This window comes from Bradyrhizobium sp. SK17 (assembly GCF_002831585.1).
In the GTDB taxonomy this organism is placed as follows: Bacteria; Pseudomonadota; Alphaproteobacteria; order Rhizobiales; family Xanthobacteraceae; genus Bradyrhizobium.
On record NZ_CP025113.1, the window covers coordinates 3,460,056 to 3,483,267 of the forward strand.

The 23,212-nt window shown below is 60.0% G+C and carries 19 protein-coding genes and 1 riboswitch; of the genes, 9 read left to right on the plus strand and 10 right to left on the minus strand.

Going from position 1 to position 23,212, the window contains the following annotated elements; all coding sequences use genetic code 11:
• Positions 1-734 precede the first annotated feature (734 nt).
• Positions 735-1,805, plus strand: coding sequence for an AraC family transcriptional regulator (locus CWS35_RS16080; protein WP_210202798.1), 1,071 nt, complete (start codon positions 735-737; stop codon positions 1,803-1,805).
• Between the two features lie 33 nt (positions 1,806-1,838).
• On the opposite strand, the gene CWS35_RS16085 is transcribed toward CWS35_RS16080, so the two are convergent.
• Complete coding sequence (locus CWS35_RS16085; protein WP_210202799.1) at positions 1,839-2,777, minus strand: SDR family oxidoreductase; 939 nt, start codon at positions 2,775-2,777, stop codon at positions 1,839-1,841.
• 983 nt (positions 2,778-3,760) lie between these two features.
• Here CWS35_RS16085 and CWS35_RS16100 point away from each other — a divergent pair.
• On the plus strand, positions 3,761-4,615 hold the full coding sequence (locus CWS35_RS16100) for a hypothetical protein (protein WP_157817163.1): 855 nt from the start codon (positions 3,761-3,763) through the stop codon (positions 4,613-4,615).
• A gap of 59 nt (positions 4,616-4,674) precedes the next feature.
• Here CWS35_RS16100 and CWS35_RS16105 read toward each other — a convergent pair whose 3' ends face one another.
• From CWS35_RS16105 to CWS35_RS16120, 4 genes are all read right to left on the minus strand, one after another.
• Complete coding sequence (locus CWS35_RS16105) at positions 4,675-6,522, minus strand: DUF4344 domain-containing metallopeptidase (protein ID WP_100952492.1); 1,848 nt, start codon at positions 6,520-6,522, stop codon at positions 4,675-4,677.
• 55 nt (positions 6,523-6,577) lie between these two features.
• Complete coding sequence (locus CWS35_RS16110) at positions 6,578-6,979, minus strand: hypothetical protein (protein ID WP_100952493.1); 402 nt, start codon at positions 6,977-6,979, stop codon at positions 6,578-6,580.
• A 72-nt stretch (positions 6,980-7,051) separates the two neighbouring features.
• A complete protein-coding gene (locus tag CWS35_RS16115; protein WP_100952494.1) occupies positions 7,052-8,092 on the minus strand; it encodes a DUF4424 domain-containing protein in 1,041 nt (346 codons plus the stop codon).
• 2 nt (positions 8,093-8,094) lie between these two features.
• Positions 8,095-9,375, minus strand: coding sequence for a hypothetical protein (locus tag CWS35_RS16120; RefSeq protein ID WP_157817164.1), 1,281 nt, complete (start codon positions 9,373-9,375; stop codon positions 8,095-8,097).
• Between the two features lie 260 nt (positions 9,376-9,635).
• Here CWS35_RS16120 and CWS35_RS16125 point away from each other — a divergent pair, with 260 nt between their 5' ends.
• Together CWS35_RS16125 and CWS35_RS16130 are read left to right on the plus strand one after the other, a co-directional pair.
• The gene (locus CWS35_RS16125) at positions 9,636-10,235 is read left to right on the plus strand and encodes a hypothetical protein (RefSeq protein ID WP_100952496.1); all 600 of its coding nucleotides are present in this window, start codon (positions 9,636-9,638) and stop codon (positions 10,233-10,235) included.
• Positions 10,236-10,281: 46 nt separating this feature from the next.
• Complete coding sequence (locus CWS35_RS16130; RefSeq protein ID WP_100952497.1) at positions 10,282-10,716, plus strand: hypothetical protein; 435 nt, start codon at positions 10,282-10,284, stop codon at positions 10,714-10,716.
• Between the two features lie 46 nt (positions 10,717-10,762).
• Here CWS35_RS16130 and CWS35_RS16135 read toward each other — a convergent pair whose 3' ends face one another.
• The 3 genes from CWS35_RS16135 to CWS35_RS16145 all read right to left on the minus strand — a co-directional run bounded on the left by CWS35_RS16135 (position 10,763) and on the right by CWS35_RS16145 (position 12,616).
• A complete protein-coding gene (locus CWS35_RS16135) occupies positions 10,763-11,377 on the minus strand; it encodes a hypothetical protein (protein WP_157817165.1) in 615 nt (204 codons plus the stop codon).
• Between the two features lie 80 nt (positions 11,378-11,457).
• On the minus strand, positions 11,458-12,183 hold the full coding sequence (locus CWS35_RS16140; RefSeq protein WP_157817166.1) for a hypothetical protein: 726 nt from the start codon (positions 12,181-12,183) through the stop codon (positions 11,458-11,460).
• 58 nt (positions 12,184-12,241) lie between these two features.
• Entirely contained in the window at positions 12,242-12,616 is a 375-nt protein-coding gene (locus CWS35_RS16145) for a hypothetical protein (protein ID WP_157817167.1), read from the minus strand.
• A 636-nt stretch (positions 12,617-13,252) separates the two neighbouring features.
• Here CWS35_RS16145 and CWS35_RS16150 point away from each other — a divergent pair.
• From CWS35_RS16150 to CWS35_RS16175, 5 genes are all read left to right on the plus strand, one after another.
• On the plus strand, positions 13,253-14,386 hold the full coding sequence (locus tag CWS35_RS16150) for a hypothetical protein (RefSeq protein WP_100952501.1): 1,134 nt from the start codon (positions 13,253-13,255) through the stop codon (positions 14,384-14,386).
• Positions 14,387-15,098: 712 nt separating this feature from the next.
• Positions 15,099-15,299: riboswitch (cobalamin riboswitch) on the plus strand.
• A 496-nt stretch (positions 15,300-15,795) separates the two neighbouring features.
• Positions 15,796-17,859, plus strand: a complete 2,064-nt coding sequence (locus CWS35_RS16160; RefSeq protein ID WP_157817168.1) for a TonB-dependent siderophore receptor — start codon at positions 15,796-15,798, stop codon at positions 17,857-17,859.
• Between the two features lie 21 nt (positions 17,860-17,880).
• A complete protein-coding gene (gene fhuF / locus CWS35_RS16165; protein ID WP_100952504.1) occupies positions 17,881-18,618 on the plus strand; it encodes a siderophore-iron reductase FhuF in 738 nt (245 codons plus the stop codon).
• A gap of 13 nt (positions 18,619-18,631) precedes the next feature.
• Positions 18,632-20,314: an ABC transporter ATP-binding protein/permease gene (locus CWS35_RS16170; protein WP_168226337.1), complete on the plus strand. Its 1,683-nt coding sequence runs from the start codon at positions 18,632-18,634 to the stop codon at positions 20,312-20,314.
• A gap of 30 nt (positions 20,315-20,344) precedes the next feature.
• Entirely contained in the window at positions 20,345-20,701 is a 357-nt protein-coding gene (locus tag CWS35_RS16175; RefSeq protein ID WP_100952506.1) for a DJ-1/PfpI family protein, read from the plus strand.
• Here CWS35_RS16175 and CWS35_RS16180 read toward each other — a convergent pair.
• Both CWS35_RS16180 and CWS35_RS16185 read right to left on the minus strand, forming a co-directional pair.
• On the minus strand, positions 20,673-21,446 hold the full coding sequence (locus CWS35_RS16180; RefSeq protein WP_371682851.1) for a DUF1194 domain-containing protein: 774 nt from the start codon (positions 21,444-21,446) through the stop codon (positions 20,673-20,675). The genes CWS35_RS16175 and CWS35_RS16180 overlap by 29 nt on opposite strands.
• A 217-nt stretch (positions 21,447-21,663) precedes the next feature.
• On the minus strand, positions 21,664-23,211 hold the full coding sequence (locus CWS35_RS16185) for a PQQ-binding-like beta-propeller repeat protein (RefSeq protein ID WP_210202800.1): 1,548 nt from the start codon (positions 23,209-23,211) through the stop codon (positions 21,664-21,666).
• Position 23,212: the final 1 nt, after the last annotated feature.

Sequence of the window (23,212 nt, forward strand, 5' to 3'; positions counted from 1 at the left end):
CGCGTGGCGGACGAGGCGTGCGCTTTCCTTGCGTCGGACGCCGTAAGCTTCATTGAGTTTCCGGTCGATGGCGGTTGACGGCGGCAGAACAGCAGCATGCTTAGATCGAACGTGACGACAGAGCATCCGTCCCTCAACGGGCGATCCGGTCTGATTCGTCCGGTAAAGGCCCGACACAGAGCCTTGCAACGGCAGCTCTCATGCCGCCTATTTGGGGGTATGTTCGACGCGAGGTCTTCCGAGACTGCCCTTAGCGGGCATAGCAGCGGCCCGTCTCAATGTCGGCTCGTAGCCATAGCGAATATCACTACGCTCGCGGTCATCAATCAATCCTGACCGTCTCGCCAGCCCGAAGCCTGCTGACCGAACAACTGCACCGCTCTGGCGGCTTCGTCATCTCGATCGTGCAAATGTGATGGATCCCGGCTGCTTCTTGAGTAGTGTGACGTGACGATCACACTGGATTTCGCAAACGGAGCGCACGAGCCATTGTCGGAACATCCTCACGTTCTGATCGAGAGCCTATCCCTTGCTCTGCATAACGACCTGTGTGCTGCTCTATGCGAGACGATGCCATAGGAGTCCGTCGTGAACGTGAAAGTGATCGCGGTGAGCCATTGATCGGCTCGATCAATGTCAGCCAAGCTGGATCGTTGAGCAGCCCAAGTTGCTCGACACGCGCAAGTAGAGTAGCGTGAGTCTGCACCTTGCTTTGTATGGGGAGGCGCCGAAGGATGGAAGGTTCGACGATTGGGGAAACGAGTATTCCTGTTTTCAGATTTTCCACGTTGGATTTTCGCCCTCAAGATCGGTTTGCCGAGTGGGTGCGTGATATTAAGAGCGACTGCCGGCTGCTAGGTGATGATGCGGTATCGTTTGACGCGAGCGCGAGCGGCGCCGCGATCGGGCCGTTTATATTGTCGGGCAGGCAATGGATTAATCGGAAGCAGAGGACGACCTTCGAGATCCTGCGGACCGAGAGCCGGATCAAGTCGGATGGCCACGATTTCTACTGTTTCACGATGCCCCTGTTCGGCAGGATCCGCTGGCTGAACATCTCCTCTCAGCCGATCAAATCGGTCGGCGATCTATTTGTGGTGGATGCTGCGCAGCATCTTCAATGCGCGGTCGAAATGGGCGATGTGATCTCCCTGGTTGTGCCGCGAGATATGTTGCCAAGCCACGCCGCGCTCCTGCATGGAGCTACTCTGACGGGAGGAATTGGGCGCGTACTTGCAGATCACATCTTGTCTCTTTTTCAGAACCTCCCGAATCTAAAATTGCACGAAGTGCCCTATATCGTGCACTCGACGCAGCAACTTCTGCTCGCGGCCGTGTCTGGGACACCAGACGCAATTCGCGCCGCGGGCAGTCAAATCCGGGATGTGCTGTCGGCGAGAATTCAGCACTACATTGATTCGCACCTTCTGGAGACGGACCTCACCCCTGATCGGATCTGTCGCGATGTTGGGTTGTCACGGGCAAAGCTCTATCAACTGTTCGAGAGTCGCGGCGGTGTGATGCGTCAGATCCAGCGCAAGAGGTTGCAGCGTGCCTATCATCGGCTGTCGGACCCGAGCCGTCCGCGCACGCGGATCGCTGAGGTAGCCTGGAGCCACGGCTTTGCCAACGAGAAGTATTTCCATCGGCTGTTCAAGGCTGAATTCGGTCATACACCTCATGAGACCCTGGAAAAGATCATCAGTGCCAACCCGTCGCTGAATGGCGATACGCCGATCAAATCCTCGGCACACGACGGCGGCCCCGTCGGCTGGAGCTTGCCCTATGGCTTGCCGAGTAGTTGATCGGTTGTGCCGTGTCGTGACGAGGGGCGGCGTCTAGCGGGTTTCGGTCGATGCATCGTCGCCGAGAAAGGTTCGTCGCCGCCTTCGAATCCATGCCTCGACCGACGTTGGGACGAAGCCCTCAAGCTCGGCGGTTCTGGAATAGGGCGCAGCGAGGATGGCGTCTGCATCATCACGATGCGTCGCGAAATACCGAAACTTTGACGCAATTCGACGGCCGGTGCCCGGTCCCATGACTTCATCCAGGTCTCGTTCAAACTCGTCAAGGGGATACGAGCGGAAGTCGACGTGTCGGCCGAGACCAGCGGTGATGCGGCCTGCCATGGCCTCCCCTGTCAGGCCTTCCGGGCCGGCAATGCGATAATCGCCGCCGCTGGCGTGGCTCCCTATCAACAACCGTATCGTTGCTTCGGCGCAGTCTTCAGTGGATGTCCATGCTATCCTTTGATGTGGTGCAATCGGGATCGCGAAGATGCCACGCTCGATGAGATCGGCGCATAGTTGCGGTTTGAGGAGATTGTCCAGATACATCGTAGGCCGGACGATCGCAGACAGAAGTCCGGAACGACGCGCGATATCCTCGACGATCGCGTTGGCGACGAAGCTTGGTTCCTCGCACGGTTCCGTGCGGCTCGCGCTCGCGAGCTTGAGAATGACCGACGAAAGTCCAGCGATCTTCGCGGCGTTGAACGCGTGTGCGGCCTGGGCGCACATTTCGTCCCGCGTTCCCATTGGAAGCTGGATGATCGCACTGGAGGCGCCTTGACTGGCGGCAACGAGTGAGCCGGGGTCAAACAGGTCCGCCTGTACCACCTGAACGCCACGCGCTTTGAGCGCTGAAGCGTGCGCAGGATTCCGCACCAAGCCTCTCACCTGGAGACCTTGGTGCAATGCAGCTCGAGCAACCGCAGCGCCTTGCACGCCGTTTGCCAGATAGATCAGAACAGGTTTGGAGAAATCCACATCAGGCATAAATCCGCTCCAACAAGAAGTCTGTCAGAGCGGCAGCGTCGAACGCAGCATCCGACAGACCCACGACGCGCATGCGGCGCAGGGACCTGTCGGGGATTTCGCGGGAGCCGCGAAAAATAGAGCTTCCTCTTTAGAGGAAGGGCTTGGGCCTACCCAGACCAAGCCTGCCTTTTCGACACAAGAACTCTATCCGTTCGAAGCCAAAGCGGTCAATAGCGCGCCTTCTCAAGACAGATGTGCGAGGTCGTTCCGCTCGACGGCGATCAATTGGACGGCAATGCACTTCATATGGACTGGGCGGCACCTGGCACACATCGATCGACCTTGTATGGCGCGGACGCAGATGGGATATGCGCGCCGAAGTCGTATCCGCGCTTGGGGTTTGTCCGTGCGCCTTGATTTACTTGCCGCGCGCAGTTTGATTCGCTTCTGGAGCTTGTGCGCCGTCATATCAGCCGGCGCCTTGGGCGCAATACCCGCCGTCCATGCCGAAGGCGGTTGCCCGCCTGGCATGATCCCGGCCAGTGGTACGAGCACGCAGAGCTGTGTGCCGAACCCCAACGTCCGTGTTGATCAGGGCGCGGGCCCGAACAGGCCGCAGGGCAGCTACACCTCGCCAGGCTGGGACGTGATTATCAATGGGACGAAACAGCTCGGTCACCCCCCGAGGGCGCCGACACTCTCGGAGAAGCTGGGTCTGCCGCGGATTTCCCGGAGCGGGTGGATGGCTCTTGCCTCAGACATGATATCGGTCAGCGGTCAAACTCAGGGGATGCAAACCCAGGACGAGGCCGTCAGGGGGGCCATAGCCCAATGCCAAGCCAAGCACGGCAAGGGGTGCAGGCTGGTTACATCGCAGTTCATTCAATCGGTGCCCGCCGCCGGGGTGCGGTGAGAATAGCGATCGAGAAGAAGGCTCTCCGTCTGCTATTGGCCACCGCCCAACGCGCGTCGCACCTGTTATTATTCGGATCTCTTGTCCTATGTCGTTGCGACGTTCTCGTGTTCCTTGCCTTCCTCTCGCGCTGCTCCTCGGTCTGGCTGTCAGTCCGGTCGCAGCACAACAGAGCGAAGGCGGCAACCCGCCAGCGGTTCGGTCCCATGTTCCGGGTCTGAAAATCACCCTTCTGTCGCAGCTGCCCAAGGCGCCAGCCGCCGTGCAGGCCGCGTGTGGCGCGCTGACCAAGCAAACCAGCGAAGGAGGTAAACTGGCTGCCTCGCTCGGCTGGGGCGTGGTCGGCGAGCAGAAGCTGGGCCCCTATGACGCAGTCAGCTTCGCAGCCGAGTTTGCTCCGGCGGCCTCTGCGACATGCGCGATCGACAAGGGGAACATTGCCCTGTTTCGCGGAACGCAACTCGTGGCCCTCATCTATGCCCCGCCGAAGGTCGAGACGCCGATCGGCGACATCTCGTTGGTGGGCGACAGGCTCCGCATTTTCGATGGCGATCTGGCCCCCGCACCGGTTGGAGATATCCGGCTGACGCGCGATGGCGCGATCGAGGTTGATCCTGTCGCGGAGCGGGAAAGTGTCTGCGGCGGCCAGGGCGTGGTGCCGAACATGTATGGCAAGAGCATCGACAAGGTCCGCAAGGCCCTGATCGGCAAAGGGTGGGCGCCTATCGAAGCGAAGGTCGAAGATCCAAAATCCGATGAACTGACGCTCGCGCCAGACCTGCGCAAGCATGGCGTGATCGAAGTGGAATCCTGTTCAGGCACCGGAATGGCCTATTGCAGTTACGGCTACCGCAAAGGGACGATGACGCTGGACGTCAGGAGTTCTGGCGACGGGCTGTTTCCGACGGTGATCGATTACTCGGTAAGCTGCAATCGCCGGTAAGGAGGCATCCGTCCCCACGGCTTCCGTTTTTCCTGCCGCATCGTCGCTCGCTCGGCGCGTTACTTCCCGAACGGGTTGCCCTTTCCATCCCACTCCAGTGGATTGCCATTGGCCGTCGGTCCCGGATTTGGCGCCTGGGTCGGCTGGCCGTTGCCGCCGGCGTTGCCTGGCTGAAATCGCGGTGAGAAGTGCGGGAGCAGCAACCGTGCCCAGGAGCGGTTGATCTTGGCAGCTTCCTCCGGGCAACGATTGGCCCGCTCCTTGGGCAACATCCCCTTGCTGACGATCCCGCTGTTATGGTCAGGGTCGAGTCCATAGACGAGGCAGAGCAGGTTGAAATAGCGCTGCGCGTCGAGTGAATGCTCATCGGCGAACGCTGCGACGTCGGGATTGCCGGATTCCTGGCTGCTCACCTTGAACCAAACCGCGGCGAGCTGCAGAACCCGGGCGATGTCGTTCTTGGTTTCGTCGTTCTCGACATGGGAGAGCAGCATCACTGCGGCGAGCTGGTCGACAGAATCCTCCTCGCGCCCGACCGCGGGCATATCAAGTTGATCGATCAGTGCGTGCCCGGATTCGTGCAGCAGAATGAAACGGAGGTTGTCGCGAACAAACTCGATGGTCAGTGCCTTGGGATCGGATGCGCCCTTGGAGAGCGCTTGCCCCATCTTGGTCAGGCTGTCGATCATCTCGTAGCACAGGAAGACCGCGCTGACCTTGCGGTCGTAAAACGCATTGACCGTGCCGCACTCGCGCGTGACGTAATGCAGTTGGTGTGACGTCACGAAGAGTCCATCCAGGGCGTCGACTTCCGGGATATTCGGGAACAGGTGACCATCCACCGCCCATTGATAGGCGTAACGCAGATTGGGATTCTTAGGCGGGAAGTAGTGGTAGACGAAGCGCAGGCCTTTGCCGTCCGAAGTCGTCAAGGAGCCGTCTTTGGGCGGCGGAATAGCGCCGGCCTTCTGTTCCGTGACGCCGTCCTGACTGTCGGCGGATTGGCTGCCGTTCGTATTGTTGGACGCGCTGCCTGCGCCGTCGTTATTTGCCTGCGGGTTCTTGCCGCCGCCTTCCCCCAGCTTCGCAAGTTTCAACAGAGTGGGAAGGCTTTCATCGCCAGCATTTATACTGTCGCCGAATGGGTGGAAACCATTGGAGATCAGCACTGAGACCTTCTCGGGTACCTTGCTGTTCTTGTCGGAGGCCCAACTGAGATCATAACCGCGGACCTCGTCGCCCTTCTGCTCGAACCGTGCATAGAATTGGCGGTCTCCCGAGGTGCCCGACAGGATGAACCAGTTCGGCCGCCTGAGCTGATAGGTGACGGTGCTGCCCTGTTCCGATGAAAGGCTCTGGAACAGCGCATCCAATTGACCGGCGCCCGAATTCGGGAAGCTCAGTGTCTTGAGCGATATCGCGCCGTCTTCGGTTTCAAGCGTTTCGCCACCGAACTTGTTGTCCTGCCGCTTGGTCAAAAGGGCGGCGGGATAGGACATGGTGACGCCAGCTCTGGAGTTGGCCAGCGGCTGCCATTGCAACTGTTTGCGAACGTTGAGCGCCGCGCCGCCGAGCCCAAGGGCATCGGCCGCAGAAAGCTTGCCGGTGCTGGGACGCTTATGGTCGCCTTGATAGCTCGCGATCGCGTTTCGGCTGTTCTGTCCGAATGTGCCGTCGGCGAAGCCGTTGTAGTAGCCGAGGACGATGAGGCCCTCTTGGGCAAGTCGCCTTTCCCATATGTTGAGTGCGTCCTCGATCGAATCCGCGCTGGACAGATCAAGTTGACGCGAGCTTTGACCTGATGTTTGTGCAAAGGCCGTCTGAGCCGGGAGCACGACAGGCAGTGCAGGCAGCAGCAATCCGAAGATCACTGTCCCAAGGCGATGACGACGGGAGATCTGACGCATTTCGGTAAGTCCTGGCGATAAGGAAACGGCTTCTCAGCAAATGGCGTGGGGGTGCCTACAGGCGGCCAGCCTGGGAGTAGAGCTCGTCAACGGTGAAGCTCTCGATCGTTTTGTTCGTCTTCGCGTCGACCGCGCCGAAAGGTTGCCATCGATCGCGCGCCATTCGTCCGCTTGCATAGGAGCAAGCGAGATCGCGCATCAGGCCTAGTCGCTCCGATCGGGGAAGCGCTCGCCATTGGTCTTGATCGACACTCACCGCCATCACGTCAGCATCTGGCGCCGCGAATATCTTCAGCGGAGCGGTGAATACGTCGCCCTCATGCGCTTCGGCCCGATGCCAACACTCCTGCGACCGGTGCCTTTCCGTCGACGTCTGCGGCGCACTCGCTGCCCACGCCATGGGTGGGCAAATCACCGCGAGCGTGAGGGCAAATACCAGGCGGCGCGTGACCTTCACATCAATCTCCTCGCACGAGACTCGCACCGAAACCGACTGAATAGCGGGACCGGCTTGGTGAACGGGAATCCTTCATTGGGCGGGCTGGGTTTGCAGGAGCAGAACATCGATGTCGCGTGTGGGCGCGTAGTTCTTGATGTCCAGTTCAAACTGCGTCGGGCTGATCTTCCTGACGCCGTTGCCGCAGAAGGAAACCAGTGTCTTGGGATCGCCCTTGTCGACAACAAGCCGAAAGTCGCCAATCGGCCCGGCCCAGTTGCCACCCGAGGTAATAATGTAGGACATATACTGCTCGAAAGCGCTGAATGTCTTCGCATTGTCGGCGCCGTTGCGCATGTAGAGTTCCCGGGCAGCCTTCAGAAAGCTGTCGTCGGTACAGAATTTTTGCCGATAGAAGTTGCGAGCTTCGGGCTCCAGCCCCGGCATTCCGGACCGAACGCCGACCTGGCTGCCGACCACGGGAACATAGCTTTGTTGAACCACGATCTCCTGGCCCTTGGGGAAGACTTGCGTCCGCCGGTATTTCGAGCGCAGGGTCCAGAGCGGCCAGAGGTCGGTCGGTTCGCCCTTGTAGTTGCTGGTCTCACCTGCATCGAGGATGTTGGCGTCGACCAGGCCCTTGCGTTCGGCATCGGTCAGGCGTCGAACTGCGGCTTCGGTGGCTTCGAGGGTTGGCATGAGAGGAATGTGAAGAGCTCTCAGCCTGTCCGTGATCTCTTCGTCCGGCTCACCGTCTCCCAGAAGAAATGCCCGCTGCTCGAGCTCGGACGCGACGGGGCGGCCGTCGACCACAGTCTGAAACTTCATGAAATTGTCGCTTGCCGGATCCGGCACGGCGGTCGTGAAGTTGATCCCGCCTCCCCTGAGGTCGGGCATGGGAAAGGCGACGGTGACTGAATAGTCTGCGTTCGTCAGATTGCGGAACCGATAGGAGATGCGAACCTTGGTCACCGACAGGTACAAGTCTTCGGAGACCAGTGCGATCTTGTCCGTTTTCTGCAGGACGAGGCCTCCGGCTCCGAGCGTAGCGGAGCTGTCGTCGGCAAGGGCTGGTGTCAGGCCGCAAAGCGCCGCGCCGACAATGGAGACGAAGCGTGCTCTCGCCGTGGTCATCGTCACAAGCCCTGCTTTCGATAGCTCTTGCCGTCGAAACCATAATGGGCACCAGCGGCCTTCTGCGTCTTGTCGCTGAGAACGATGTCGTGAAAGCCGTCATGAACGGATGGGTCCAGGGTAACGCGATGTCCGATGACGCTAAGGACGATCGTTGCCGGACCGGCCGCCGGCTGGGTGACGAGCCATGTCGGCCCCAGATCGGCACCCCAGTCACACTTGTTGGCCGTTGCGACGAACCAGCTTCGGAGACTTGTGCTGACTGACGGGATCATCTCGCGGCCAACCAGCTTGCAGACCGGTGGATAGGCGGGGTCATGCTTGATGGTGTCTAAGATAGCGGGCGGCGGTGTCGACAAACCGCTGTCAGCAATGGTCCAGCTTCCGCCCTCGCCAGCCTGAGAGGTGCTGCCTGCATCTCCCGCGGGGACAGGGGTGCCATTTCGGGCGACGATGTTGGCTGGAAGTGCGAAGGCCTTGATGATGTCCGCTGGGACTTTGCCGGCCTCGAGAACGAAGTGTCCGGCCTCGGAGCGCCAGATGCTGGTCATGGTCGAGCCGTGTTGACCGCTCGTCCGGGTGTAGATCACCCTGACACGATCTCCTTGCAGCCCGGTTTCGACCTTGCTGTGGACCGAGATCTCTTTGCTTTTGCTGCCAGCGGCGCCGCCATTGCCCCAGTCGGTCGGGATCGTGCCGAGGCGCACGATCTGGCCGGAACGGAAGACGAAGAGATCCGCAGTGGTTGTTGAATATCCTTCGGATGACTGATCGGCACTGATAATCATTCCATTGTTCTGGCCGAAATGGGCCGGGCCGATGTCACCCGCTCTCCCCCATGACGCCGCGCTGTCTGCGAAGCGCAGCTTGGTGTCCACAAGGCGCAGGCTGCCGCCTTCGTTCCGCAGGAAATATGCCGAGAGATGCGCCGTGTCGCCGGCGTCGGCGCCACCGCGGTCTGACACCGCTGCGACGAGAACCCTGGTATCATCAAAGGCGAGCAGCGCAGCCAGAGTGGTGCATGCTTCCGAATCTCCATCGGTCTGGATACGTACGCTGGCTCCCAGCGCCGCAGTTGAAGCTGCGCGCAGGGCAGGGTCCTTGCGCATGGCATCACCGGCTTCGCTGCAGAGTGTGATGGAGCGGTCCGAGGTTGCGGCGTTTGCCAAAGATGCGGCCATCATCAACGCGAGAGCAAGCGGCGGCTTGATGAAGCGGATAATGCGTGTCGAACTTGCGGCGCGACCAAATCCCGAGGGACGTGTCTTGGATATTTCAGGCATCGAAATCCATCACCGAGGTTCAGAGTTCTGCATCGTCGGCATGGACGACAATTGTGCGCTTTTACGCAGGCATCTTTGGTCTGCCACTCTGACAGGGTCTATTTTAAGTGCACTCCAGTTCAGAACGTCGTCATCCGCGTCTATCCTGGGGCCTGCGCGTTGCATGCAATCAGCTCTGTGACATAGTCACCGTCTTTGTCTGTTGGTGATCGCATCCCAGTCGGTGATGTCCGTTCGCCGGCATTTCCGTAGGACAGAAGATGTTCGCCACCATCAACGCTTCATCGCCTCGTGTCCGAAGGCTGCACTTGATGATCGGATTGATCGTGACAGCGGCCTCCGCCAGCGCTGCGGACGTTCCCCAGGAAAGTCGCGGTACAATCGTTGCGAAGAGCGTGACGCAGATCGTGCGGGATCACGAGGAGGCAGACTGGCAGGATCTTGCCACGGCGATGCGGCTGCCTGAGCTCATCGACAACCCCGCGACCTGGAGTGGACCGTTTTCCAAAGCATCCAGCCCGCGCTTCACCGCAATCTATGAGCCACCGAATTCGAGCCTCGGGATCGAGAGCGTCATGGTCCAATGGGAATTGGGCGCTTTCGCGCACGAAAGCCGTAAGTCGACCATCAGTCGCATGCTCACGGTGAAGCTGCGACCGGATTCATGCCCGACACCAGCCGAGATGGCTGCTGCCACCGGATCCGCTGAACATCATATGACGTTTCCAGGGCCCCACGAAGGATCGAGCTACGAGACTCGTTGGTTCGATCTGAAGGACTATGCCGGGCGGACCGCCAGCATCCAGTACCGGACGCAACCGAACTGCGAGCTGACGGCTTTCGACAAGGAAGATTGGTGAGCAGCAAATCTCTACCCACCTCGGCCGTGCATCGGATGTCCAAGCGATGGATATGCCTTTCAAGCGTCACAAGTGGACGATTCTCTCATTGCTCATTCTAATTGTTGGCCTTCCGCTTCTGAACGGACTGCTTGTGATCTATCGAGCTGAATCGATCGCTCTGGATCGCCCTTACTGTATTCAAGTCGTGGCCAACGACAAAAATGACTACGACAATTATCGAGAAGCGAAATCGCTCTACGATGTATCGCCGTTCGTCATGTTCACGATGGCACAACCGACGTTGGGGTCTGACGACATGGCGTTCAGCCATCACGGCATTCTGGTTTTGACCAATCCCGTAGGGTTTATGAACTGGTCTTACCGGTCCGAAGACTTTCGATCGGACGTGCTGAACCGTGGGATCGCTGGTGAGAATTACAGGCCCAAAATAAGCTGCGCGCCCGAGAAGCACTTTGGGGTGAAGTTGTTGCGGCCGTGACATTCATGCCGCTGCGCGGACCATGCAATGCGATCGGTCGCCAAAACTACTTTTTCAGGGATTCGAAATTGTTCAAGGATTTCACGATGTCCTTGCGTACCCCCTCAGACGTTCCAGCCTGATGAAGCACCTTTGACGAAAAGTTGTTGTTGGAAAATGGCGCCAGCGCAATGTCGTCGATTTTGAAGCGACCGTCTTCCTGCTTGAGAAAGAACAGTGAAGAGTGTGCACCATTGGTGTGATATGTCATGGCAACCATCGTTCCGTTGAGGGTGTCCGACATGTCCTTGAATGCGATGGATCGTGATCCCTGTCCGTCAGGCGCATCGCTAACGATGTAATCGGTCTCGCCATTCGTGACATTGTCGATCCCAGGGCTGCCATTGGGCGTAAAGACGGCATCTGGATTGGCCGCTTCCTTTGTCTTGATGGCGTACCAGGCGGTCAGGAAGTCACGAGTGAAAAGCAGCGTTTCCAACTGCGTTGGCTTATCGCTCTTACCACGCAGAAGGGCCGTCGAGTCCGTTGCATGGTTTTCATAATTGACGACGAATTTTACGACGTCCACTGCGGGAGCGGCGGCCGGCGGGGGCGCGATCGTTGCGGCATGTCCGGAAAGCGAGCCGGAAAGCAAGACGGTGGCTAGGACGATTGCTCTCAAGCGCATAACTATTCCTGTCCGTCGAATGTGATCGCTTCATGCCAAATCATTGTACAGGGGCTTGCGCGTCGGCGAGCGTTTCACTCCTTCCGAACATAGACGCCCGAAAAGGTGAGGTTGTGGCCTCCGCAATTGTGGTTGTCAGTGACCACAAGATATGAGCCGAGCTGTGCGGTCTTCAAAGCGCAGGCCGATTTCTCTTGCGACGGCGGGAAGCCGTCGCCAGACGTGAAGGAAACAAAATTGGTCTTGCCGTCGACAATGGCGCTGAAGTCGCCTTCCTCGAGATTGGTAGGGGTGCTGCTCCAGGTTGCGCTCCCGGAAATCTCGATCCTGTCAGGATCTTTCGTCAAGACGTCGATCGTCGCATTCCGATCATTGCTCAGCCAATGGCCGGGCCAACGTGGTGCTGGTTCTATTTTCCTGAGTGACGACAGCGGTAACCAGCCGGCCGTCGCGACTGCTTTGCCCTTATGTGCGACGACGAAGGTCGCGCAGGCATATTCGCCCTCGCTGCGCGTCACGACGACCTGGTTGCCTTTGACGATGTAGGCCTTCTTCTGGCAGGCGGTGTCCGCTCCGGGACAATCCCCGCCCTCGTCGCCGTGAATGAAATGTGTGGGCATCGGGGCGGCGGCTTCATAGAGGCTGACCGTCTTCGGGTCTATCCCGACCATGTTGTTGTAGCAGAGCCGGTCTGGATTTTGCGCGAGAGCGGGATACGAGGTCGCGATGACGCATGTGAGTGCGAACCCGTACAGCACCCGAAACGCTTTACGGGAGATGGAAGCAGGGGCGGCGGTCAAGGTCGCTCCCGAAGGGGCAATCTCGCTGGATGATTTCCAGGCAAGTGGGCGCAGCGCGCTAATGATTGCACGGCACCAATTGGGTGGGGTTTGCAGGATTTTGGCACCAGTCACTAAAGCCGTCCGGAAGTTGTGGGTCCCGCGATCCGGATTGGGGTGCAGCGCAGGTGTTTCTGCCCATGCCATCGCGGCAGGTATCCCTATGAACGCCGCCAAAGGTGTTCGTGATGGCATTGGCGGCCGCGATCGACGTCGCGGCAAATCGCTGCACAGCGTCGTACCGTGCTTTCATAATGGCGTTGTATCTCTTTTGCCATTTCACCGCTCGCACCTTGTCATGTTTCGCGAGAATATCTTCGCCTTCGGGGATCATCTCGGCGAGTTCCGCATCGTATTTGAGGATCTCGGGCGGGTTGAGGCCCGCAGCGACCATCTTCCGGTCGGTCTCCGTTATGTTTGCTATAGCCGCAGAGTTAGGGCTGCGACTCGCATCTGGGGCCTGCGCTCCGAGGTTCCTCGGAGCTGCGGTGGCGCAACCCGCGAATAGGGCCACCATGCACAGGACAGCTATACGTTCTGAAGCGAAACGCATCGATACCCCTCCAGAGCCTGAAGAAATTTCGCACTGATTGCGATCAGCCATCTATCGCATACCAGCGGCTGGAACAAAGGCCAAGACCGCGAGGTCGTGTATCCGTGCCTTGGGCATGAATGATGCTGGGCGGACATCCGGCGCGGGCGACAAAGGCGAGCGCCAAGAATCCGGCCGAGAGGGTTGAGCATGAGATCCATCCGTGAGCGGAACGGAAACTAAGGCGCACGCACCGGCGCTCCCAAACCAGATAAAGTCGGCAACCTAGTACCCGTCGGGTGTGGAGCCACTCAAGGTCGATCAGCGCAGTCGCGGTGTCCTCCAGTCTATATCAAGTGCAGTCCCGTCCGGTTCGTCGGCTGGCCTCGGATCGGAGCCCGATCCGAGGACGATCGAAGCTTAGTCCTGTGCGAAGATCGCCACAAACAACCCGCTCCACCGGCAGTTTGCCGAGGTTTGCCTTCCAGAGGATTTTAAATGCCCAGCTTATCCTCCAAGCTGAGCCCCGGCTTGTTGCTTGCACTCCTCGTCGCTCTGCCCTTGTTGGTGGCGATCGGCATCTTTGCCTGGGCCCACATCGATCACCCGCGCGACCGAATAAGCGACGCGGCTTGCGATAAAGCGAACACGGTGAGTGGAGGCTGCATTGCCTGTTTCCCCGTAAACGCCGTACCTGACGTTCTCAGTGAGCTCGCACTTTCCCCGAAGGGTGACACGCTATACGCGATCGACCAGCGCCCGCGGCTGCCGTCAAAGAACTCGCAATTAGTTGCCTGGGCTACGTCCGATGGCACCGAGCTGTGGCGCCGCACGCTCGCCGGCTACAGGCAATCTACCGCAATCGCACCGACCGGGGACAAGATTGCGGCCTGGACCGCGGATGCAACTGCTCCCATCAGCCTGCTCAGCCTTCCAGACGGCAAGCTTCTGGGAGAGACATCGCCAGTATCGTTAGAGTTCTCAGATGTTGCTTTCAACGATACCGGGTCCCAGTTCTTCTTTACGCCAAAGGGCGGCCAAAAGCAGAGTGCCAGCCTTCGGGACGGTCTACTCACAATGGCGCCAATCAGTTCTCGTCGAGCGAATTGCGATGAAGGCGCTGTCGGCTTTGGCTACCTCGGCGAAGTATCGAGCCGAGACGGGAAGATAGCAGTTTTTCTTGGATCAAATTTGCTCGGTAGTCGTCACATTGTCTCTGCAAATGCTTACGTTTCGGCAAGTCGCTTATCGGACGCCATATGCGACGCGTCCTTTGTCGGGTTTGCCTCTCCACCGTCAGATTGGCCGGGTGCCGAGACGATGTACGCGATATTTTCTCCCGACAACAAGCGGCTCGCGATTGCTTACTCAATTCCCGACGCACAGGACTATGGCGGTCTTCTCATCCAGATCAGGGACTTGTCACATCTCACCAACGAGATCAGGCCGACTTCGATGCCTCTTGTCGCGACGTTTCCAGTCAATGGCGCCTTTCCGGATCTTGGCTGGTCGCCGGACGGGCATAGACTCGCCGTTATCTACGAAACGACCACGAGCCGGCGGAGGCGTGCCATGACGGGAGGCACGCTTGGACCCGAGGAGATGCAGGCACGAATCTACGCGATCCGTTAAGGCATATGCCGGACCAATGCGGATCACATCCCGCGCCGGTTCTGTCGCCTCCCAAAGGAGCGTCGCCGGTTTTTCATCACCCAGGAACAGTCGGGGAACTTCCGTTGCGGCCTCGGCGCGATGCTCCCGATGCAAGTTGAATTGGTCCTGCAGCCATTCGTAGGTGATCTTGCCCGTATGCTCCCTGAGCGCCCTTATCAGCAGCACCGATTGAATGACCGCATTCTGTGCTCCCCGACCGCTGATCGGATCGAAGGAAGCCGCGGCGTCGCCGATCGCGGCAACAGGTGTCCGTCTTTCGTGCGGGCAACGGCACGCCGAACGGACGGAGTGACTGCGCCGAGGAACCATGAGCGCGGATCCTGATGCAGGGGCTCGAGCTGCTCGATCGACGCCAGATCTTCGCGCTGCTTGTGTGTGACGAAGAAGCGGTCGCGGTCGATCATCGAGGTCCCGGTGTTGAATGCGTAGGTCTTGCTGTCGTACCAATGGTGCTTGGCGCCCGAACTCGTAAGCCTGGTTCCTGACCGTGAGGCTGTCGTTGACGATCCATTCGAATCCGCCGCGCAACCAGAGTTCGTGCGCGCCGGTCGAATCGTCAGCTACGTTTGTGGATTGTATGCGGAGAGCGTTGCAGCGTGAGGTCGTCGCGCAGGCAAACCAACGGCGTGCGACTGCGGCGTCGCTCGTGTTGACTCCCGTTTCAAGATAAACTTATGGTGATCGCGACGGTTCTCCCTCGGGAGATCAATAGGGAATGCGGTGCGGAGCTTCGCTTCAAATCCGCGGCTGCCCCCGCAACTGTAAGCGGCGAGCCTGCTGCTCATTGGCCACTGGGTCGTTGGACCTGGGAAGGCGAGCAGAAGGCTACAACCCGCAAGCCAGGAGACCTGCCGTCAGTCGTGGTCACGAGCGAAACGCATTGGACGGGGTGATCCGAAGCGAAATTGTCGAGCTTCGCGGCTGAGTGCCGTCCGGCCTGATGATTTGTCGCGGTGACGTGTCACGTTGCCGTGGGGCTCGTACGGTTTTGCCATTGGGGAAGATGCCGTAGGTCGTTTCGGCTGTCGTGCGCGGTGATGCACCGCTTCGCGCTTTCGCGAGGCAATGCATTCGCCGGTATTTTCGCGCGCCAGGGGGTGGTTGTCGTGTTTAGGGTTTCAGCGGGCGCCGTTGGCGTCGCAGGTCGTTTGAGATTGATGACGAGTGTGGCCGTTGGGGCTGTCATCGTGGCAACGAGCGGATTGCCGGCGCAGGCGCAGCAGGCCGCGCGAGATCCGGCCTTACCGCCGGTCCTCGTGCAACCCGATCGCAATGTTGCGTCGCCTCAGCCGACGCCTGCGGCAAGCACCAGGCCGGCGTCGCGCCGGTCGGCGCAACGCGGGCGTTCGAACGCCCAACCGGCACCGGTGATTCCTGCAAGCAGCGGCGCAGGTGGGGCGCAGACACGGGATGGCATCGACGGCTATGTCGCGCAAGCCACCTCGGCCGGCACGAAGGTTGGCACGCCGCTGCTTCAGTTGCCGCGCTCGGTGTCGACGGTCACGCGCCAGGACATGACCGACCGCGATGCGCAGAGCGTGCGTGAAGCGCTGCAATACACCGCCGGCGTCGGCACGTATTTCCGCGAAGGGCAATTTACCCGCGACTATGCCTATGTCCGCGGTTTCCAGGGCCTGCAATTTCTCGACGGGTTGCGCCTCAATGTGAACAATTACGGGCTCGAGCCATATGGTCTGGAGCGGATCGACGTGCTGAAGGGCCCGGCCGGAACGCTCTATGGCCAGGGCAGTCCCGGCGGCTTGTGGGACCTGACCAGCAAGCGTCCGACGGACCAAGCCTTCGGGGAGGCATTGATCCGCTTCGGCTCATACGGCGCGCTCCAGGGCGCCTTCGACGTCGGCGGGCCGGTAACGGAGGATCATTCGTTGCTGTATCGGGTCGTTGGCCTCGGCCGGATCGGCGACGGCCAGATCGACTTCAGCAAGAACGAGCGCGCATACATTGCGCCGTCCTTTACCTGGCGGATCGACGAGGACACCAGCCTGACGATCCTCGCGGCCTATCAGAACGATCCGAAGGTCACGGTGTTGCAGCCGCTGCCATACGCGGGAACGGTGGTACCCGGTCCCACCGGGCAATTCGTCTCGCGCAATCTTTTTCTGGGAGAGCCGGGCTATCACGACACGACGGTGCAGCAAGCGCGGATCGGCTACGAGTTCAAGCACCGGTTCAATGACGTCTTCGCGTTCCAGCAGAACTTCTACTACCAGAACATCCAGATCAACCTGAACGAAGTGCAAAGCAACGCGACGCCGACCACGACGACCACGACGCGTACGGCGGCCAACCAGTTCTTTGCGATCGACATGTACCAGATCGACAACCGGCTGACGGCGGACTTCGACATGGGGCCGCTCCGCCACCATGTGCTGTTTGGTACGGACTATTCGGCGATACCGAACGTGCAGGGCAGTGGCAGCGGCTCCGCCAGTCCGCTCAATCTCTACAATCCGGTGTATGGGCTAGCCTTCACGAACCCGGTTCCGATCACGACGTTCCGCTATCAGGACCAACGCCAGGCGGGCGCCTATGTCCAGGACCGCGTGGAGTTCGGTCGCCTGAACGTGCTGCTCGGTGCGCGCTACGACCGGCTCGAGCAGGACCAGCAGACCCGTACCTACAACGTCGCGACGGGCGCGGTGACCAACCCGGCCTGGACCAAGCAGCCGGACCAGGCGCCGACCTACAATGCCGGGGTGATCTACAATTTCGCCAACGGCGTTGCGCCCTATGCGAGCTATTCGCAGATCTTCACGCCGGTCTTCGGGACCGACTTCTTCGGGCGTTCCTTCATCCCGATCACCGGCGACCAGAAGGAGGTGGGCGTCAAATACATGCCCCCCGGATACAACATCCTGCTGTCGGCAGCGGTGTTCGACATCACGCAATACAACGTGCAGACTGCCGATCTGCTGCACAGGGGCTACGCGGTTCAGACCAGCTCGGTCGAAAGCCAGGGCGGCGAAATCGAGCTCAAGACGACCCATCTGTACGGGTTCAATGTCAGCGCGGCGTACACCTATCTCGATGCAAAGGTGATCGCGACCAATACCGCAGGCGGGCTCGGCAAGCATCCGGTTGGCATTCCGATGAACGCGGCCTCGCTATGGACGACCTACCGGTTCGCCGAAGGCGGCTTGCGAGGGCTGACCCTTGGCGGCGGCGTGCGCTATGTGGGCGATCAGGCGGTGGATTCTCTCAACACTCTGCCCTTGCCGTCATTCACGCTATACGATCTCACCGCGCGCTACGAGCTCGGTGAGGCATCGGTGGCATGGACGAACTGGGACGTGGCCCTCAACGTCAAGAACCTCCTTGATACGCGATATGTCGGCGCCTGCGATGATGCGCTCAATTGCTACTACGGTCCGGGCCGCAACATTACGGGTACCTTGCGTGCACGATGGTAGACCATCGCGGGCGGCCGTTCCGTGACGCCCGAAGCTGTCTGTGAAGCCGTCGATCGGCTGGCCGTCGGCGATTATGCATCGTTCGGCGGCCGGCTCGTTGGACCATCGGATCCGCGATCCGCAATTCCGGCCAGCGCGCTGCTCGATGAGCCCATGCGGCTCGCGATCGAGCAGCGCTTCGCCGCCCGCTTTGCGGAGTTCGACCGGCGCGCCGTGCATTCGATCTGGATGAAGTGGTATCTGAATGCGTTCGTCCCCCCGATCCTGCTGGCCGACGTCCTGCTGGGACAATCCGTTGGCGTCGCGCTGTCGGCGCTGACATTCGTGATCGCTGACGACGGTCGCGTCGCCGCGGTCAAGATCCAGGACGTGAACGACAGCGATGGCGTCGAGCCATTCCGGCGCTTGCGGCCGCTGGTGTTCGATCACTTCGCGCCCCTGATCGACATGTGGTGCAGCCGAACCGATGTGACCGCGCGCGTGTTCTGGAACAATGTCGGGAACACCTTCGAGGCGATGCTACGCCGGATCGAGCAGGTCTCCGGCCCATCCAGCCGATTGTCCGAAGCTCAGCGTTTGATTGCAGAGCCGAGCGCGCCCTCGGGCGAGCCGAATCCATTGTTCGATGCCGTGCACTATGTGCAGGAAGACGGCGTCCAGAGGCGCCGCCGCCGCATCTGCTGCCTGCAATATCTTTTGCCCGACCGACGCTTCTGCACCGCTTGTCCGGTCGAGGAAGCGCGCGGCGAAACTCGATGAGAAGGGGCATGCTGTGAGTCCGACAACGTCTCCGGGGACCGCGCTGCGGGAAGTGTTTCGAATTGCCGCGCCCTATTTCCGCTCCGAGGAGCGCTGGAGTGCGCTGGCGCTGTTCGCCAGCATCGTTCTGGCTCAGCTTGCCCTGGTCGGCGCCGCCGTCTGGGAGAACTACTGGCGCAATGCGTTCTATCAAACGCTTCAGGACAAGGACTGGGCCGGCTTCCTGACCCAGTTCGGCGTGTTTTGCGCGATCGGAATCGTGTTCGTCGCGGCGACGGTCTACCAGCGCTACCTCACCCAGTGGCTCACGATTCGCTGGCGCCGCTGGCTGACCACCCGATATCTCGACCGTTGGCTCAATGGGCCGACCCACTACCGTCTGGCGCTTGCCGCCAATTCCGTCGACAACCCGGATCAACGCATTGCCGATGACGTCAGGCAGTTCGTTGACGGCGTGATCTCGCTCACGGTCGGGTTGATCGGAGCCATCGCGCGCGTCGCCTCGTTCGTCGCCGTGCTGTGGACGCTGTCGCGGCTGGTGCCGCTGTGCATATTCGGCGAGACCTATGTGATCCCGGGCTACCTGGTGTGGGCCGCGCTGATCTACGCGGTTGCCGGCAGCATCGTCGCTCACCTGATCGGGCGCCATCTGATCGCGATCGACTTTGTGCGGGAGCAGCGCGAGGCGAATTTTCGTTTCGCGCTCGTGCGCATCCGCGAGAATAGTGAGCCGATCGCGATGCTGCGCGGCGAGGCGTCCGAGCGCGCCGACCTCTTGGCGCGCTTCGCGGATATCACACGCAACTGGTTCCGGTTGATGCGCTGGGAGCAGTTCGTGAATCTGTTCGCCGAGTGCTACAAATACTATTCGCGGTACTTCCCGTATTTTGCGCTGTCACCGCTGTTCTTCGGCGGCCCGATGCAGCTCGGCGCCTTCATGCAGGCAGGCTCAGCATTCAACTCGGTGCAACAGGGCTTCTCCTATTTTATCAGTTCCTACGTCCGGATCGCGGAATTGGCTGCGACCGTACAACGGTTGTCGCAATTCGATCAGGCCATGGCCGAGGCCTCGCTTGACCGTGAAGCCGTCACCCCCGCAGCGGAAGCTGGGCTTGCGATCGACAAGCTCGAAGTGAGTGATCAGGCCGGCCGGCAAATTGCCGCGCTGGACCATCTCAGGCTCGCGGCCGGCGAAACGGCCTTGCTGGTTGGCCGATCCGGCGCCGGCAAGACGAGCCTCGTTCGCGCCGTGGCGGGGATCTGGCCATATCTGAAGGGCACGATGGCGGGGAGGAGCGCGCGAACGATGGCGTTGCCGCAGCGGCCTTATGTTCCGCTGGGTTCGCTGCGGCGCGCGGTGAGCTATCCCGGATCTGTTGGCGAGTTCAGCGATCCGCAAATAAAGGATGCGCTCACAGCCGTCGGCCTCGCGCATCTGGCGGGCGACCTCGATATCGAAGATGCCTGGGACAAGAGATTGTCCGAGGGGGAGAAGCAGCGCCTGTCGCTCGCGCGAACGCTGCTTAACCAACCGGACCTGGTGTTGCTGGACGAACCGACGTCGGGGCTCGAGGAATCGGCCGCGTTGGCATTGCATCGTGTGCTCCGGAGCCGGCTGCCGGGTTCCATTGTGATCGCGACCGGCCACGATGATCGGATGCGCAGCCTTTTCGACAGGACGATCTGTCTGACGTGAAGCCGTCATCCACAGGCCAGCAGCGAGGCTTTGGATAAGCGTCGAAAGGACGATGCCATCCTCAGCTTCCTGAAGGACCGGTGGTCTCGCGCCAGGTTTGTCACGTCAGTGTGCACGGGCGCGCTGCTCTTGGGAGTGGCCGGACTTCTGTCCGCCTATAAGGCGACCTCTCACTGGGTAACGATACGAGTGCTTGCTGCGCTGGGAGCGACCGCCGCCGAGGGCCGGATCGTCCGCGACCGCAACAGGATCGCGGCCGGCGGCGTCACAGCGGGGATCGATTTCGGGCTGTCACTCGTCGGTCAGTTGCGCAATCGGCAATATGCCGAGGTCGTCCAGTCGCAAGGTGGGCAATCGCTCATCGATCGTCGAAGATTTTCTCGTTGATCGCACAGTTCACGCGCGGCGCCTGATTGGACACCGCGTTGACAGGGCGGTCCGCTGTTCGATCGGAAATTTCTCGAACGAGCTTTATCAGGATCGACTCTTTCAACTTGTCTCGGCTGTTGATCGGTACCATGAAGGAACCCGAGCCGCCGATGATGCAATCTTCATAGTACCAATCGAGATGCTCGACATCCATCGTCATCGTAAATTCGTTCATCATCATTGGCAGCCCGTTGATGATCAAACCTTTGGCGAGCGCCTCATGGCGAATTTGCAGCACCGGCGGTCCGCTGTTGTTTGCACCATCGCCTGATATGTCGATGACGCGTCGGGTGCCGGTATATGGATCTCGGTCGAACAGCGGCATCGCAAAGCGGATTGCACCTGAGATGGACGTTTGGGTGCCGCGCTCGACCGGGATACTCAGAATCTGGCTGGCCACGACGCCTGCGGCTTCCGGACCATCTACCAGACTCCAGGGAACGATAATCCGTTGGTCCTTGGGGCCGGACCATTCAAAGTAGGCAATCGAGATTCTGCCATTCGGGCCCGATTGCAGCGCTCGAATGAATTCGTCGGAGCGAATGGCGTGGGCGTAGCCTTCGCGCTGGATGGCGAGCTCTTCCACAGTCATGGAATGAGAGACATCGACGGCAAGTATGAGTTCGACGTCAACGGTCGGCGCGTTCTTCTCGCTTGCAAATCGGGCACGCGGCGCGGCATCTCCGGCGACTGTTCCGCTCATGAGAATAGTCGCGACAAGTGCTGTTCCCACAGAGGTATGTCGCATCCGGAGCTCTCTATCGAGGGGCCAAATTGACGGTCAACGGTCAAACTCATTGCCGGTAGTCTGTCGTCGCGTTCAGATCGATCTTTGCCTGAAATTTGTCTGGCGTCCCAGCGCAGCGGAAAGCCCCAGCAATGCTGGGGCTTCCGCGATGGATGTTTGCCGATCGACCTGACTAATTGGCCGCGGCTTTCGCCCTCAATTTGTCGTCACGATCAAGAAGGCGCGCTCGATCTGCCAGATAGGCTCTGATCGTCTCAACCTCGTCCTCCTTGAGCCTGCCGGTCATATTGGGCATGCCCTGGCTCTCCAAAGCCCCTCCCAGGACAATCGCCTTGAACGATTCCTTGTCAGCGATCGCAGGGGAGCGACGAAGGTCGGGAACAACACCGAGCGATATCGCCGAGAAACCGTGGCAGAACACACAGTTCCCAAAATTGACAGCACCTTTCTGAACCATTTCGTCCGTGAATTGGTCCTTGGGTACGACTGTCGCCGCCTGGAGTTTGGTTTGCCGGACGGGAAGAGTGGCGGACCCGTTGAGCTTGAAGACCAGTATCTGGCCCTGACCGGTCTTGACGCCATCGATGTACGGCACGTTCAATCCGTTGGCACCACCAAAGCCAGTTAGGATGGCAACATACTGCTCGCCATCGAGCTCGTAGCTCATCGCTCCGGCGACTACACCGTTATTGGTTTTGTACTGCCATACCTCCAAGCCGTTATCGGCGCGGTAGGCATGGAAGACTCCGTCGGGTGTGCCTTGGAAGACGAGGCCGCCCGCGGTCGACAGGATGCCCCCAGCACCGACCGTTGGATGTTGCACACGCCAGACCTCCTTCTGTTTGACCGGGTCCCAGGCGACGAGCGCACCCTTGGTCCATTGCGAGAGCTGGATACGATCCGGTTCATTCTGCGGACCCAGATTCGTAGGCAGGGTCGAACCATCGGCCAGATTCCAGATGCCATGTCCGGGCCGATACACAAAGTTCGGATCGGTTTTGTACCCGAGCGGTATCTCCTGGATCGGGAGGTAAACGAGTTGAGTCTTCGGGCTAAACGACATCGGATGCCAATTGTGAGATCCGAAGGCCGCAGGCTCTGCCATGAAGTCGAGGCCACTCTCGCTGTAGCGCGCTTCGGGATACTCAATGGGACGGCCCGTATCCAGGTCGATTCCAGCAGCCCAATTCACTTTCGTGAATGGCTTGGCCGATATCAACTCGCCGTTGGAACGATCGATCACATACAGGAACCCGTTCTTGGGAGCGTGAATCAGAACCTTTCGGGTCTTGCCCTTAACATTGAGCTCGGCAAGCATGATCGGCTGCACCGCCGTGAAATCCCATTCCTCGCCAGGCGTTTCCTGGTAGTGCCACTTGTAGATCCCGGTGTCGGCATCAACGGCAACGACCGAAGACAAGAACAGGTTGTCGCCGCGGCCGCCGCCGTTGCCATTACGCGCCTTGTGTGCCCAGGGGGATCCGTTGCCGGTGCCGATCAGGAGTTGATTGTTGTCGCGGTCAAAGACAAGGGCGTCCCACGCCGTACCACCGCCGCCGGTCTTCTTCCACCAACCATCTCCCCAAGTCTCATAGGCCTTCGACATCAGGATTTGGTCTGATGCAGCGTTGTCTGGCTTGTTGTCGGGATTCGGAGTTGTGTAGAACCGCCAGACCTGCTTGCCTGTTTGCGCATCATAGGCAGTGACGTATCCACGCACG

Excerpts from the sequence above, each read along its gene's own strand:
- CWS35_RS16120 (WP_157817164.1), bottom strand. The coding sequence starts at position 9,375 with ATGCCTGAAATATCCAAGACACGTCCCTCGGGATTTGGTCGCGCCGCA.
- CWS35_RS16145 (WP_157817167.1), bottom strand. The coding sequence starts at position 12,616 with ATGGTCGCTGCGGGCCTCAACCCGCCCGAGATCCTCAAATACGATGCG.
- CWS35_RS16130 (WP_100952497.1), top strand. The coding sequence starts at position 10,282 with ATGGATATGCCTTTCAAGCGTCACAAGTGGACGATTCTCTCATTGCTC.
- CWS35_RS16100 (WP_157817163.1), top strand. The coding sequence starts at position 3,761 with ATGTCGTTGCGACGTTCTCGTGTTCCTTGCCTTCCTCTCGCGCTGCTC.
- CWS35_RS16080 (WP_210202798.1), top strand. The coding sequence starts at position 735 with ATGGAAGGTTCGACGATTGGGGAAACGAGTATTCCTGTTTTCAGATTT.
- CWS35_RS16105 (WP_100952492.1), bottom strand. The coding sequence starts at position 6,522 with ATGCGTCAGATCTCCCGTCGTCATCGCCTTGGGACAGTGATCTTCGGA.
- CWS35_RS16180 (WP_371682851.1), bottom strand. The coding sequence starts at position 21,446 with ATGAGCGGAACAGTCGCCGGAGATGCCGCGCCGCGTGCCCGATTTGCA.
- CWS35_RS16085 (WP_210202799.1), bottom strand. The coding sequence starts at position 2,777 with ATGCCTGATGTGGATTTCTCCAAACCTGTTCTGATCTATCTGGCAAAC.
- CWS35_RS16125 (WP_100952496.1), top strand. The coding sequence starts at position 9,636 with ATGTTCGCCACCATCAACGCTTCATCGCCTCGTGTCCGAAGGCTGCAC.
- CWS35_RS16150 (WP_100952501.1), top strand. The coding sequence starts at position 13,253 with ATGCCCAGCTTATCCTCCAAGCTGAGCCCCGGCTTGTTGCTTGCACTC.
- CWS35_RS16115 (WP_100952494.1), bottom strand. The coding sequence starts at position 8,092 with ATGACCACGGCGAGAGCACGCTTCGTCTCCATTGTCGGCGCGGCGCTT.